The sequence below is a fragment of the Paraburkholderia sp. genome (genome assembly GCF_028283785.1).
Taxonomy (GTDB): Bacteria; Pseudomonadota; Gammaproteobacteria; order Burkholderiales; family Burkholderiaceae; genus Paraburkholderia.
This window is the reverse complement of record NZ_JAPWKB010000020.1, coordinates 250,108-264,234: the sequence shown is the minus strand read 5'-3', so window position 1 is coordinate 264,234 and position 14,127 is coordinate 250,108. Positions and strand designations below refer to the sequence as shown.

Here is a 14,127-nt window from a genome sequence, read left to right as displayed (position 1 = left end):
CGGAGCTAAACCATGAGTACGTATGACATGCTTGACCACAGTCCATCGCCCGGCAGCGACGAGGACGCGGTGATGCGCGATCTGGTCCGCGTCGTCATCGACCAGATCTGGTGGGTGATCGGCATTGCCGCCGCGGTGATTCTCGCCGCGGTGATTTACACACGCCTCGCGACACCGATCTATTCGGCCGATGCGTTGATTCAGGTCGAAACGCAGAACAGCACTAATGGCGGCGGCACGAATCAGCAACAGCAGGCGATTTCGCTGACACCGGCCACGCCGACCCTGCGCACCGACGCCGAAATCGAAATCATGCGCAGCCGTGCCGTGGTCGAACCGGTCATCGAAGAGTTCAAGCTGAACTTCAAGGCCGGTCCGAAGACGATGCCGTTTCTCGGCAAGATCTGGGCGTTTTTCGCCGAGCCCGGCAAGCCGATGTCGGCACCGTTCGGCTTCGACGAGTACGCATGGGGCGGCGAGCAGTTTCAGGTCGATTCGATCACGGTGCCCAAGCTGCTCGAAGGTGCACCGCTGACGCTTCGCGCGCTCGGCGACGGCCATTACGAACTGTTCGACAAGGCAGGCGCGAGACTGCTGACGGGCACGGCCAGCGAAACCGCGACGGGCAGCGGCGTCACGATGCTGGTGAAGACGCTGGTCGCACGTCAGGGCACCGAGTTCAACGTCGAGCGTTACAACCAGCTCGATGCGGTGGCGGCGTTGTCCACGGGTTTGCAGATCGGCGAAAAGGGTCGTGAAACCGGCGTCGTGCAACTGTCGTATCAAGGCACCGATCCGCATGCGATTACCGCGATCACGAATGCGGTCGCCGCATCGTATATCGCGCAACGGACCGAACGCGCACAGGAAGAAGCGAGCCGGATGCTGTCGTTTCTGAACAGCGAACTGCCGCGTCTGCGCGGTGAAGTGCGCCGTGCGGAAACCGCATTGTCCGAGTATCAGCAGCGCGCCGGTTCGTTCCAGCCGACCCAGGAAGCCGGTGTGTATCTGCAAGGCGGACTGGAGTACGAACGTCAGATCGCTGCATTGCGGGTGGCACGTGCGCAACTGTTGCAGCGCTTCACGGCGGAAAGTCAGGAAGTGCAGACCGTCGATGCGCAACTTGCGGCGATGGCGCGTGAAAAGGCCCGTTTCGAGGACCATTTCACCACATTGCCGGGTTCGGAACGCGAAGCCCTTGCGTTGCAACGCGATGCGAAAGTGGCCGAGGACATCTACGTTGCGTTGTTGAACAAGACGCAGGAGCTGTCGATCTCGCGCGCCGGCACGGTCAGCAACGTGCATATCGTCGATGACGCGCTGGTCCCTTCCGCGCCGGTGCGTCCGAAGTCCGCGCTGATCATTTCGGCGGGCACGGTGCTGGGGATCATCGCCGGCATTCTGTTCGCGTTTTGCCGTCGCACGTTCTTCACGGGCGTATCGGATCCGGAGTTTGTCGAGCGTCGTTTCCAGATGCCGATTTTCGGTTCGATTCCGTTCAGTGCCGAGCAGGCGCGCAGCGACCGTCTGATGAGCGCGACGCGTCTTGCGCTGCAAGGTGCGCAGGCACCGCGTCTGGGTTCGTCGGTGGGACCGAGTTCGACGACCGTGCCGGAAGCCCCGACCGTGACCGGTTTCGACCGTCTGAAGCAGATGATCGTGCCGCGTTCGACGACGTCGAGTCACACGGGAACCGCACACGAACCCGTCGGCACGCAGACGATCATTCCTTCGGCGAAGGGTCCGATGCGTCCGTTGCTGGCGAAGACGCATCCGTTCGATTCGTCGGTGGAAGGTTTGCGCGGCTTGCGGGCGACGTTGCAGTTCGGTCTGATCGATGCGCCTAACCGGATCGTCGCATTCACGAGTCCGGCTCCGTCGGACGGCAAGAGTTTCCTGTGTGCGAACCTGGCCGCGCTGATTGCGGAATCGGGCAAGCGGGTGTTGCTGATCGATGCCGACTTGCGACGCGGACGTCTCGCGCAGTATCTGGGGCGTTCGCCGAATGGCGGCTTGACCGAGCTGCTGACCGGGCAGATGGATCTCGAAGTTGCGGCACGCGTGACCGGTGTTGCCGGGCTGCACTTTATTGCTGCGGGCGCCTATCCGCCGAACCCGTCGGAGATTCTGACGTCGCCGCGATTTGCGGAGATCCTGCATCGGTTCGAGCAGCAGTTCGATCTGGTGATCGTCGACACACCGCCGTTGCTTGCAGTTGCCGACGCAGCGATCGTGGCGAATATCGCCGGCTCGACGGTGATGGTGATGCGGGCGGGGATGCATACGGAGCATAACGTCAGCGAAGCGCTGAAGAAGTTGCGACGCGCGCGGGCCCGGTTGATCGGCGGGGTGATGAATGCCGTGCCGGCGAAATCAGGTGGGAAGTTTGGGACTTATGATTACGCTTATGCGTATACGTATTCGGCTTCCGATCCGGATGGTGGGAATACGAAGCGGCGGTGAGGAAGGGGTCTGGTTTGGTTCCTGGTTTTTGATTGTTGGTCGTTTTGGGTTTCTGGTTTTTTTGGTTCCTGGTTTTTCTTTGAGGCTTCGCTTTTTTTTAAAAGCGAAGCCTTTTTTCATTTTCTGATTTGCTGTGGGTTGTTCTGGGTTGCTGTTGGTTTGGTTGCTCATGGCTCGGTGTGCTTGGCCTGTTTTCACGCTGGTTTGCTCCGGTTTGGTTGCTCATGGCTCAGTGTGCGCGTCCTGTTTTCACGCTGGCTTGCGCCGGTTTGGTTGCTCATGGCTCGGTGTGCGCGTCCTGTTTTCACGCTGGTTTGCCTGGATCGTCCCTGTGCGGGACCGCACCTACTTTTCTTTGCTCGCGCAAAGAAAAGTAGGCAAAAGAAAGCGCGTTTACACCACCACTCCGTAGCGAGTGGCGTCCTTTCAGAACGGGTAGTGGACCGCGCACGTTTGGAGTTGCCGGTCCGTTTTTCCAAGTGGCCCGCGCCCGCACATCCCGCCCGCTTCGCGGCGGTAGCCTGCTTCAAAAACCCATTTGCGCCACGTCACTCTCCCGCCTGTTCGACGGTTCAAGCGTCCAGCCAAAAGCGCAGTTTGCGCCACAGCATCCGCCTGTCGTTTGTACGGTTCCGGCGTCGGCTCCGAAGCCCGGTTTGCGCCTCTCGATTTGCATGTCCCCACGACCGTTCCAGCCTCCGGCTCAAAGCCCGATTTGCGCCACGGCATTCACCCGACTTCACGATGGTTTCGACGTTCCTAGTTGCCGGGAATTTTGCGCGCGAGAACCGGCCGGCGCATGCCAGGAAAACGGGTGTTGTGACGGACGGAGTGCAGCGCGCGAATGGCGCCAAGAGATGAAGACGGGGCTGTGCCCAACGGCTGTCGCGGAGCGAACAGCCGGAACGAATGACTGCCTTGTCACCAAGGCAAGCGGTGCGGCAACTCAAATCGTGCGCGGTCCACTACCCGTTAGTCAGTAGACGCCACTCGCTACGGAGTGGCGGTGTAAACGCGCTTTCTTTTGCCTACTTTTCTTTGCGCGAGCAAAGAAAAGTAGGTGCGGTCCCGCACAGGGACGATCCAGGCAGACCGACGAGAAACCGGGACAACCGAGCGTAAAACCACGACAACCCAAAAACCAAATCAAAACCAACAAACGACAACATCCAGCCCCACACCAGGGCGCTCCAGGCACCCCAGCGCGAGAACTGGACGCACACAAACAACCGACATTCCCGCCAAAGGCAAAAAGCAAAAGCAAATCAGATAAAAACACTCACATCTGTATGAAACCTGACCGCCAACGCCTTAGCCACATTTTTGCTAATAGCCCGGCGCCCAGCCAGAATATCGCTAATAACAGTCGGCGAAGCAATCGGCGCCAGGTCCTTCTGCTTCAGACCATGCGTCTCCAGCAAATGCCGCAACACCTCCCGCGGCTCCGCTTTCGGCAACGTCACGTTGCGCGCTTCCCAATTCCCAATCAACTCCTTCACGATCCCAAACAGGTCCGCCAGCGGACTCTCCTGGTCACCGTTGAGATGCTCGGTAAGATCGCTCGCGAGATGGGTCATCTTCTGATAATCCTTCTCGCTGCGAATGGGTTTCAGACCAACCTGAAGCTGTAACGCAGCCCAGGTCTCGGCTAGTTCGGGCATTTGGCCCGGCAGGCGATCGGCGTTCATGTCCTTCGATTCTTCCTTGTCCAGATGTCGTCTGTCACGTGTGCACTCAACCACCCCGGCACAGCGACTCTCGGTTGTAATGGATTGCCGCTACGGTTCTCTCTTGTTCGCCGCTCACGTCGACTGTTCCGTCTTGTGGCAGCACGTATTCCACGTCCCCAACCGCAGCTGCAACGTGTCAACTCCTACTCCCTGCTTCCCTGCTCTTCTACCGCCTGCGCTGCCCCGCGATCCGCCTCCGTTACGATGCGACGACGTGACAGCGCGTACGCACGCCTTCACCGGCGTCGTACCGCTTGCGCCGGCAGGCATTGCATCAGGCGACTGTCAGCGTCCCCACATCGAACCCTGTTGTGCCGGGTCCCCAGGCCACGCCACTTCTTCGGTCTCCCGCTCGATCCGCTGACGCGCACCGCCCGCTGCGATGGTCCGCGTCACTTCGACCATAAACGCATGCCGGAACGCGCCCGCCGAAAAACGCTCGGCATTCGCGCGACACGCGGCCGGCGTGATCGCTTCGCCAAAACGCTCGAATCGATCCACCGCATCCATCACCGCAGCCACCGACTGCCGCGCGAAATACACGCCGGTCGGTTGCGGTTCGCCGAGCGGAATCACCGTTTCCAGCGCACCGCCCTTGCCGTATGCAATCACCGGCGTGCCGCACGCCTGCGCTTCCAGCGCGACGATGCCGAAGTCTTCTTCCGCCGCGAATACGAACGCCTTCGCGCGCTGCATATGTTCTTTCAGTACCGCAAACGGCTGGTAGCCGAGAATCGTCACATTCGGGCCCGCCTTCGCGCGAACCGTCGCCATTTCCGGGCCGTCGCCGATCACAATCAACTTGCGATGCGGGGTCGCCGTAAACGCTTCGACAATCAGATCGATGCGTTTGTAAGGCACGAGCCGCGACGCAGTCAGATAGAAATCGTCCTTGTACGCGCACACGTCGAACTTGTGCACGTCGACCGGCGGACACACCACCGCGGCATCGCGTCGATACGTCTTCATGATCCGGCGCGCGACGAAATGCGAATTCGCGATCAACCGGTCCACACCGTTCGCCGATCGCGAATCCCAACCGCGCAGGTAGTGCAGCAGACAGCGCACCAGCCATGATTTCGGTCCGCGCGTGAGTCGCGCTTCGCGAAGATACTGATGCTGCAAATCCCATGCATAACGCATCGGCGAATGCACGTAACTCACATGCGTCTGATCGGGTCCGACCAGCACGCCCTTCGCGACCGCATACGAACTCGTGATGATCAGATCGTACGAAGACAGATCGAACTGCTCGACCGCGAGCGGCATCAACGGCAGATACGCGCGATAGCGACGACGTGCGAACGGCAAATGCTGGATGAACGACGTCGCCACGGGTTTGCCGCACACCGGCGTGCGGTCTTCCAGAAAATCCACGAGGCTGAACAGGTCGGCATCGGGGAAACACTGAATGATCTGTTCGAGCACTTTCTCGGCCCCGCCGGGTGCGACGAGCCAGTCGTGCACGATCGCCACTTTCATCTCATCACCTGCTAAAAGGATTCATGCAAGGGTTCACTGATGCGACTCAGTGTAAGGGCGGCATCCTCTCCCGTGCGTGCGCACGACCACACTAAAAGCGCGACAGTCCGCGAATAATGAAGCCTCGTCAGCGCACTCTTCATCCATTGGATGAGGCGAAGGCACTGCGCTCGCTAAAAACGGTTTTAGTGCCTGTTTTACGGCATATTTCGCCGCTCGGGCAGTCGACCGTTTTATGCGTCGCGATGACGATCCGCCTCTCGAGCCGCTTCATGACCTTCACGAATCGCGTATCACGATGAATGCTTCGGACCTGCGTCGCCCGCTTGCCAACTCAGTCGCAAGCTCCCTTGCCAGCGCGTCTGGCCATCCGCTATCCGCGCCGCTCGCTCATGCGCTCGCGCAGGACGGCGGCATCGCGCACGATCCGCTTTCTGCGATGCATACGCTGTCGGGCGCGGACACTCTCGATCACACAAACCACCCGCTTGACACTCGCGCGTCGTCCACCGCATCGCACGATGCAAGTACTTCGCCAAGTGTGTTGTTCGTCGATCAGAGCGGCCAGCTAGGCGGTGCCGAATTCGCGTTGCTGCCGCTCGCGGCAAGCTGCGCGGCGCGCGGCAAAGTCGTGCTGTTATCGGAAGGCCCGTTTCGCGCGCGACTCGAAGCGCTAGGTGTTCGGGTCGAGATGGTCACCAACCAGAAAGTGTCGGGCATCAAGCGACAGGCGCCGGGTCTCGGCATGCTGCGCGCAGTACCGGCGATGCTGGGCCAGGTGCGCCGGATCGCGGCTCACGCGCGACAATTCGACGTGCTGTTTCTGAATACGCAAAAAGCACTTGTGCTCGGCGCACTCGGCAAGCCGCTGCATCGGCGGCCGGTGGTCTGGTATCTGCATGACATCCTCACCCGCGAGCACTTCGGCAACATGCAGTTGCGGGTCGTCAGGTGGCTGACGCGGCACGTCGTCGATCACGTGGTCGCCAATTCGAAGGCTTCCGCCGACGCGTTTTCCGCGTTGACCGGCATCGATGTATCGAAGGTGCCGATCGTCCATAACGGCATCGATGCGGACGCGTTCTCGAACGCACCGCGCGAACCGGCTGAAATCGCCGCACTGCGCCGACGCCTCGAATTACCCGAAAACGCGTACCTGGTCGGCCTGTTTGGTCGGCTCGCGCCGTGGAAGGGTCAGCATCTCGCACTGGAGATGCTAGCGCGCGTGCCTGATGCGCACCTCGTGCTGGTCGGCGCGGCGCTGTTCGGCGAACACGCGTACGAACAGGCGCTGCGTTTGCAGGCCGAACGTCTCGGCATCGCGGACCGCGTGCATTTCGCGGGCTTTCGCGACGACATGCCGGCGTGGATGCGCGCGATGGACGCGATCCTGCATACATCGACGGAGCCGGAGCCGTTTGGGCGCGTGATCGTCGAAGGGATGGCGGCTGGCAGGCCGGTGATCGGCTCGGCGGCGGGTGGCGTGAAAGAGATCTTGCGGCATGGCGAGAACGGCTGGCTGGTCGCCCCCGGCGATATCGACGGCTATGCGCATGCGATCGGCATGTTGCGCGTGGATCCGGCGCTGGCGCAGCGCGTCGCGGACCAGGGCGCAATCGAAGCGCGCCGCGATTTCTCGCTGAACAATTATCTGCTTCGCATGACGCAGGCGATTGCGAACGCCGCGAAATAAGCGATACATCCCCCCGTTTTCGGGGAAACAGGTTCGCATGCGCGCCACGCATCGAACTCGCATGCGTTATACGCATGGATAAAGCGGCGATAAAAAAAGCCCGCACATCGGACGATGCGCGGGCTTTCTGTTTGCTGCTTCATGGCCGCAACGATGCGGCGCGGCGTTTAACGCTTTGTGTAGTGAATCGTTTCGACGCCTTCCGCGGTGCCGAGCAGGCACAGATCCGCGCCGCGTCCTGCGAACAGACCGACGGTGACGACGCCCGGCCACGCGTTGATATGCATTTCGAGCGTGCGCGGGTCGCTGATGCGCAGCCCTTTGACGTCGAGGATTTCGTTGCCGTTGTCGGTCAGGAACGGCGTGCCGTCCTTCGTGACGCGCACGACCGGCACGCCGCCCAACGCCGTCACGCGACGTCCGATCGCGGTGCGCGCCATCGGCACGACTTCGATTGGCAGCGGGAACTGTCCGAGCACATCGACGCGCTTGCTGGCGTCGGCGATGCAGACGAACACCTCGGACACGGATGCGACGATCTTCTCGCGCGTGAGCGCGCCGCCGCCGCCCTTGATCATCGCGCCGCCGTGGTCGATTTCATCGGCGCCATCGACGTAGACCGGCAGCGATTCGATGTCGTTCAGGTCGAGCACCTTGAAACCGTGCGATTGCAGCCGTGCGGTGGTCGCCAGCGAGCTGGACACCGCGCCGCGATAGCGCGACCGGTTCGCGGCGAGCGCGTCGATAAAACAGTTGGCGGTCGAGCCGGTGCCGACACCGATCACCGCGCCGTCGGGCACGTTGGCGGTTACGTAATCGGCGGCCGCCTGGCCGACCAGTTGCTTGAGTTCGTCTTGAGTCATGGGCGTGCTTTAAAGCCGAATGGGAGCTGATAAGAGCGGACCGTCAGCGCGATGCGACGCGATGTGGCGCGCGCGAAATGCCGTCTAAAACGTGAGTTTACCGGAGAGTGTGCCGTAATCCGGAATTTGCCGGCAGGTGCGGGGCACGCTGGCTTGTTATGGGCGCATCGACGATGGCGGATCGCGCTGTATCGGGTGCGTCGGCGCGGTATCTGCGAGGCTTCGCGTCTTGCGTGAATGTGCTCTGGCCAACGGTGGCTGTGCGCGCGCGAACCTATGATGCTTGCAAGCCCGGCGCAGCACGACAGCGCCGCAAAGCCACAGCCTGCGCGCGTTCGCGCGAAGCCACCCGCGAGAGTCGCGATCCGTCGCCGCGTTCGTTATCCGCCGACGCGCGACCTTGCGGACGGAGAGTCCATGAAGCCGACCAATATCCACGTTCACCTGTATTACGGAATCGATCCGCGGCGTTTTCGCAACGGCGAAAAGCCCGGCTGCATTTACGGCTATCACCATGCGCGATCGGACGCGTTGTCCGTGACGTATTCGCACGATCATCCGGAAGGCCGCTTGCTGAGCGTGGTGCGTCGCGGGCTGAAGGCGGTGATCGGATTCGACATGATCCATACGTTCCGTAATCGCGCCGCGCTCGCCGAAGCCGATGTGATCTGGACGCATACCGAGCGCGAGTATCTTTCCGTGGCGTTGCTGCTGATGTTGACGCGGCGGGAGCGGCAACCGCTATTGCTGGCGCAGAGCGTGTGGTTGCTGGATCTGTGGAAGAACCTGAGTTTGCCGAAGCGGCTCTTCTACACCTGGCTGCTGCGGCGCGCGGACATGCTGACGACGCTGACGACGCGCAATGCCGCGCTGGTGAAGGAGTTCTGGGGGCGCAAGGCGACTGTCGTGCTGTACGGCCTGAACACCGACGATTTCCCGGTACGCCCGGCGACCGAATGGAAGCCGCACAGTCCGCTGCGGGTCGCGGCGATCGGCAACGACCGCGACCGCGACTGGGGCACGTTGATGAAGGCCTTCGCGAACGATCCCGCCTATGACGTGCGGATCGCGACGCGTCGCAAGGTCGCGCAGCAGGACAAGCCGTCGAACGTGACGATTACGAACGTGAACGGATTGCCCGCGCAGCGTGAGTTTTACGACTGGGCCGATGTGATCGTGGTGCCGTTGCATCCGAACTATCACGCGTCGGGGATTACGGTGATGCTGGAAGCCGTGGCGATGGGCAAACCGGTGGTTGCGACTGCCGGTGGCGGGCTGGAGGATTATTTCTCGGCGAAGAGCGCGTGGTATGTACCCGTGCATAGTCCGGATGCGATCCGGCGGGTGGTGGATTCGCTCGCCGAAGCGCCGGAGGAGACGCTTGCGCAGGCCGTGCGGGCGCAGCGGGAGCTGGCGGAGAAGGATCTGACGACGCAGGGGTTTGCGAAGCAGCATGTGACGTTAACGGATGTGTTGATCGATGGGGCTGCGCGGCGGGAGGAGATGATGGCGGGGGCATAAGGGTTTGGGGTGGTTTTTGCCTTCGGCTTCGGCTTCGGCTTCGGCTTTGGCTTTGGCTTTGGCTTTGGCTTTGGCTTTGGCTTTGGCCTTGGTCGGTTGTCCCGGTTTCACGCTGGTCTGCCTGGTTCGTCCCTGTGCGGGACCGCACCTACTTTTCTTTGCTCGCGCAAAGAAAAGTAGGCAAAAGAAAGCGCGTTTACACCGTCTCTTCGTAGCGAGTGGCGTCTACTGACTTTCGGGTAGTGGATCGCGCACGTTTTGTGTGATCGGTCGGTTTTTCGTGGTGGCCCGCGCCCGCACATCCCGCCCGCTTCGCGGCGGTAGCCCACTTCAAAAATCCATTGGCGCCACGCTATTTTTCGGCCTTTTCGACGGTTCCGGTGTCGGTTCGAAACCAGGTTGCGCCACACTATTCGCTCGTCATTAGGACGGTTCCGGCAGCGGGCCAACGCTCGGTTTTCCCCGCGGCATTCACCCGTCCTCGCGATGGTTTCGACGTTCTGATTGGACTGGAATTTTGCGCGCGCAACCATACCAGCGCACGCCAGAAAAATGGGTTTTGTGACCGACAGAGTGCAGCGCGCGAATGACGCCAAGAGATCAAGACGGGGCTGTGCCCGTCGGCTGTCGCGGAGCGAACAGCCGGAACGAATGACTGCCTTGTCACCGAGTTAAGCGGTGCGACAACTCAAATCGTGCGCGGTCCACTACACGATAATAAATAGACGCCACTCGCTACGGAGTGGCGGTGTAAACGCGCTTTCTTTTGCCTACTTTTCTTTGCGCGAGCAAAGAAAAGTAGGTGCGGTCCCGCACAGGGACGATCCAGGCAAACCGACGTGAAACCGGGACAACCAACCAAGGCCAAACCGGGACAACCAAAAACAAAAACCAAAAACCCGACTTATTTAATCCGCTGCCGCACGGCCTCAAACAACACCACCCCACTAGCAACAGAAACATTCAAACTCTCAACACTCCCAGCCATGGGAATCTGCATAACCTCATCACACGTATCACGTGTCAGCCGCCGCATCCCTTCCCCTTCAGCGCCCATCACAATCGCGACCGGACCGTCCAGCTTGGTCTGATACACGCTAGCCGTCGCTTCCCCAGCCGTGCCGACGATCCACACGCCTGCGTCCTTCAACTCCCGCAGCGCGCGAGCCAGATTCGTCACCGTGATATACGGCACGGTATCCGCCGCGCCGCTCGCTACCTTCGCCGCGGTTGCGTTCAATCCCACCGCCCGGTCGCGCGGCGCAATCACCGCATGCGCGCCCGCTGCGTCGGCAACCCGCAAACATGCGCCCAGGTTGTGCGGATCCGTCACGCCATCCAGCACCAGCAACAACGGCGTGCCGTTGATCCCGTCCAGCAGCTCGGCCAGATTCTGCGCAAGCGGCATGTCGCCGGCACGCGCCACCACGCCCTGGTGACGCTCGGTGTGCGCCAAACCCCACAGACGCGTTTCGTCGGCGGCGATCAGACGTACGCCGGCTTCCTTCGCCGTATGCAGGAATTCCGTCATCCGGCGATCCTTGCGCGTCGCGTCGTAATACACCTCTTCAACCGACGAAGCATCGTGCCGCATGCGTGCGGTCACTGCGTGGAAACCGTAAAGAACCTTGAGACGTGACATGACTGAAACAACCTTTGATGGCGCGCGTCGACGAACGACGCGCTGCTGAACATAACGACGAATGAAAATGCAGACCGCGCGCGAAACGTGTCATCGAACACCTTCCGCGCGCGGCCCAAACAAACAATCCAACTTCAGACGCAACGCGGACCGCCGCCGGTATGGCGATGCATCGATCGCATCGCCATGCCGGCGGAAATCCGCGCCGGCGTCAACGCTTCTTGCGCGCCTGCGGCTTCGGTGCCGACTTCGTCGCAGCGCCGCCGTGCTTGCGCGCAGCGCCGCGCGCGGCCCGTGCTTCCTTGACCGCCAGCGATTGCGCAGGCGCCGCCTTCTTGCGACGACCACCCGCCTCGCCGCCTTCGACCGGCGGCAACGAACGAACCCGCGCGCTACCACCGTCGATCGTCTTCTCCGCGACCGATCCGCGCGCGCTGCTGCCCGGTGGCTTGATCGGCGTATCGCGAACCAGACGGAAATCGATCTTGCGTGCGTCCAGATCGACGCGGCTCACCTGCACCCGCACCCGGTCCGACAGACGATAACGGATGCCCGTGCGTTCGCCGCGCAACTCGTTCTTGATCTCGTCGTACTGGAAGTAGTCGGAACCGAGTTCCGTCACGTGCACGAGACCTTCGATAAACAACGCGTCGAGTTGCACGAAGATGCCGAACGACGTCACGCCGCTCACCATCCCGCCGTACTCCTCGCCCAGCTTGTCGCGCATGAAATAGCACTTGAGCCACGCTTCGACATCGCGCGACGCTTCGTCGGCGCGACGCTCGTTGGCCGAACAATGCAAGCCGAGCTCTTCCCAGATCGCCGTATTGTTCGAGCGCGTGCGGCCGCGCTTTTCGTCATCGGCCTGCTGCATGGCGCGCGCACGCGGCGACAGCGCCGTGTTCAACGCCACGCCGTTCGGCGCTTCGGGCGCGTACTTGCGACCCTGCAAAATGGCGTAGATCGCGCGGTGCGTCAGCAGATCCGGATAACGACGGATCGGGCTCGTGAAGTGCGCATACGCCTCGTACGCGAGACCGAAGTGACCGATGTTGTCCGGGCTGTAGACGGCTTGCTGCATCGAGCGCAACAGCATGGTCTGAAGCATCTGCGCGTCCGGCCGCTCGCGAATCTGCGCCATCAGTCCGGCGTAGTCGCTTGCATGCGGCGTATCGCCGCCGCCGAGCGTCATGCCCATGCCGCGCAGGAACGTGCGCAGGTTCTCCAGCTTCTCGGCCGTCGGCCCCGCGTGGATCCGGTACAGGCCCGGCTGCTTGTTGCGCTTCATGAAGTCGGCAGCGCAGACGTTCGCGGCCAGCATGCACTCTTCGATCAGCTTGTGCGCGTCGTTGCGCGTGCGCGGGATGATCTGCTCGATCTTGCCCTGCGCATTGCAGACGATGTACGTCTCGGTCGTGTCGAAATCGATCGCGCCACGCTTCTGGCGCGCGGCGAACAACGACTTGTAGACGCCATACAGATTCTGCAATTGCGGCAGCAGCGCCGCGCGGCGCGTCGCTTCCGGACCCTTGGTGTTCTTCAGCACGGCGGCGACTTCGGTGTACGTCAGTCGCGCGGCCGAATGCATCACGCCCGGATAGAACTGATACGCCTTCACTTCGCCGCGCGAGGTCACGACCATGTCGCAGACCAGCACGCAACGATCGACGTTCGGGTTCAGCGAGCACAAACCGTTCGACAGCTTTTCCGGCAGCATCGGAATCACGCGACGCGGGAAATACACCGACGTGCTGCGCTCGATCGCATCGACGTCGAGGCCGCTATTCGGATGCACGTAATGCGACACGTCGGCGATCGCGACGATCAGACGGAAACCGTCGCCGCGACCGACCTTGATCGGCTCGCAATAAACGGCGTCGTCGAAGTCGCGCGCATCTTCACCGTCAATGGTGACGAGCGGCACATCGCGCAGGTCGATACGGTGACGGATATCCACCGGACGCACTTCGTCGGGCAGCTTCGCGGCGGCATCGAGCGCGGCCTGGCTGAACTCGTGCGGCACGCCGTACTTGCGCACCGCGATTTCGATTTCCATGCCGGGGTCGTCGATATCGCCGAGCACTTCGACCACGCGGCCCAACGGCTGCGAATGACGGCTCGGGAAATCGGTCAGCTCGACCACCACCACCTGGCCGACCTTGGCCTTCTTGGTGTTCTGCGTGATCAGGATGTCGTGACCGATCCGCTTGTCTTCGGGCGCGACGATCAACGCGCCGTTCTCGCTCAGCAGGCGGCCGATCACGCGTTTGTTCGCGCGGTCCGTCACCTCGACGATATGCCCTTCCGGCCGTCCGCGCCGGTCATAACCCACGATGCGCGCCAGCACGCGATCGTTGTGCATGACCTTTTGCATCTCGCCGCTCGGCAGGAACAGATCGTCCTGACCGTCGTCGCGCACGAGGAAACCGTAGCCGTCACGATGACCTTGCACACGCCCGGCGACGAAGTTCGACGGATGAGTCAGTTGATAGAGATTGCGCTGATCGAGCCGGATCTGGCCGTCGCGCTCCATGGCACCCAAGCGCTTGAAAAATCCTTCGCGCTCCTGGCGCTTGATCGACAACGCTTCGGCGATGTCGTTCGCGGCAAGCGGCGTTTCACTCGTGCGCAGCACGCCGAGGATTTCTTCGCGGCTTGGTATCGGATACGGATATTTGCTCAAGGGCTTGTCGATGATTTTTTCTCGTTGCGTGGACGTCGGACGCCAAGGTT

8 protein-coding genes are annotated in these 14,127 nt (G+C 61.7%); 3 read left to right on the top strand and 5 right to left on the bottom strand.

Annotated features, from left to right (window positions below):
- Positions 1 to 12 precede the first annotated feature (12 nt).
- A complete protein-coding gene (locus tag PW947_RS30260) occupies positions 13 to 2,463 on the top strand; it encodes a polysaccharide biosynthesis tyrosine autokinase (RefSeq protein ID WP_299636439.1) in 2,451 nt (816 codons plus the stop codon).
- Between the two features lie 1,265 nt (positions 2,464 to 3,728).
- Here the strand turns inward: PW947_RS30260 and PW947_RS30255 are convergent.
- Positions 3,729 to 4,151, bottom strand: a complete 423-nt coding sequence (locus PW947_RS30255) for a transcriptional regulator (protein ID WP_299636438.1) — start codon at positions 4,149 to 4,151, stop codon at positions 3,729 to 3,731.
- 327 nt (positions 4,152 to 4,478) lie between these two features.
- Entirely contained in the window at positions 4,479 to 5,675 is a 1,197-nt protein-coding gene (locus PW947_RS30250) for a glycosyltransferase family 4 protein (RefSeq protein ID WP_299636437.1), read from the bottom strand.
- Positions 5,676 to 5,973: 298 nt separating this feature from the next.
- Here PW947_RS30250 and PW947_RS30245 point away from each other — a divergent pair, with 298 nt between their 5' ends.
- Positions 5,974 to 7,368, top strand: a complete 1,395-nt coding sequence (locus PW947_RS30245) for a glycosyltransferase family 4 protein (protein ID WP_299636436.1) — start codon at positions 5,974 to 5,976, stop codon at positions 7,366 to 7,368.
- A 167-nt stretch (positions 7,369 to 7,535) separates the two neighbouring features.
- Here PW947_RS30245 and rpiA read toward each other — a convergent pair whose 3' ends face one another.
- Positions 7,536 to 8,231, bottom strand: coding sequence for a ribose-5-phosphate isomerase RpiA (gene rpiA, locus PW947_RS30240; RefSeq protein WP_299636434.1), 696 nt, complete (start codon positions 8,229 to 8,231; stop codon positions 7,536 to 7,538).
- Between the two features lie 417 nt (positions 8,232 to 8,648).
- On the opposite strand from rpiA, the gene PW947_RS30235 reads away from it, so the two are divergent.
- Positions 8,649 to 9,752, top strand: a complete 1,104-nt coding sequence (locus tag PW947_RS30235) for a glycosyltransferase (RefSeq protein WP_299636432.1) — start codon at positions 8,649 to 8,651, stop codon at positions 9,750 to 9,752.
- Positions 9,753 to 10,656: 904 nt separating this feature from the next.
- Here the strand turns inward: PW947_RS30235 and rlmB are convergent.
- Both rlmB and rnr read right to left on the bottom strand, forming a co-directional pair.
- Positions 10,657 to 11,394, bottom strand: coding sequence for a 23S rRNA (guanosine(2251)-2'-O)-methyltransferase RlmB (gene rlmB / locus PW947_RS30230; RefSeq protein WP_299636429.1), 738 nt, complete (start codon positions 11,392 to 11,394; stop codon positions 10,657 to 10,659).
- Positions 11,395 to 11,605: 211 nt separating this feature from the next.
- Entirely contained in the window at positions 11,606 to 14,077 is a 2,472-nt protein-coding gene (gene rnr / locus PW947_RS30225; RefSeq protein WP_299636428.1) for a ribonuclease R, read from the bottom strand.
- Between the last annotated feature and the right edge of the window lie 50 nt (positions 14,078 to 14,127).

What these genes read in the sequence shown, in the direction of transcription:
- PW947_RS30245 (WP_299636436.1), top strand. Translation starts at nt 5,974, where the DNA reads ATGAATGCTTCGGACCTGCGTCGCCCGCTTGCCAACTCAGTCGCAAGC.
- rpiA (WP_299636434.1), bottom strand. Translation starts at nt 8,231, where the DNA reads ATGACTCAAGACGAACTCAAGCAACTGGTCGGCCAGGCGGCCGCCGAT.
- rlmB (WP_299636429.1), bottom strand. Translation starts at nt 11,394, where the DNA reads ATGTCACGTCTCAAGGTTCTTTACGGTTTCCACGCAGTGACCGCACGC.
- PW947_RS30260 (WP_299636439.1), top strand. Translation starts at nt 13, where the DNA reads ATGAGTACGTATGACATGCTTGACCACAGTCCATCGCCCGGCAGCGAC.
- PW947_RS30250 (WP_299636437.1), bottom strand. Translation starts at nt 5,675, where the DNA reads ATGAAAGTGGCGATCGTGCACGACTGGCTCGTCGCACCCGGCGGGGCC.
- PW947_RS30235 (WP_299636432.1), top strand. Translation starts at nt 8,649, where the DNA reads ATGAAGCCGACCAATATCCACGTTCACCTGTATTACGGAATCGATCCG.
- PW947_RS30255 (WP_299636438.1), bottom strand. Translation starts at nt 4,151, where the DNA reads ATGAACGCCGATCGCCTGCCGGGCCAAATGCCCGAACTAGCCGAGACC.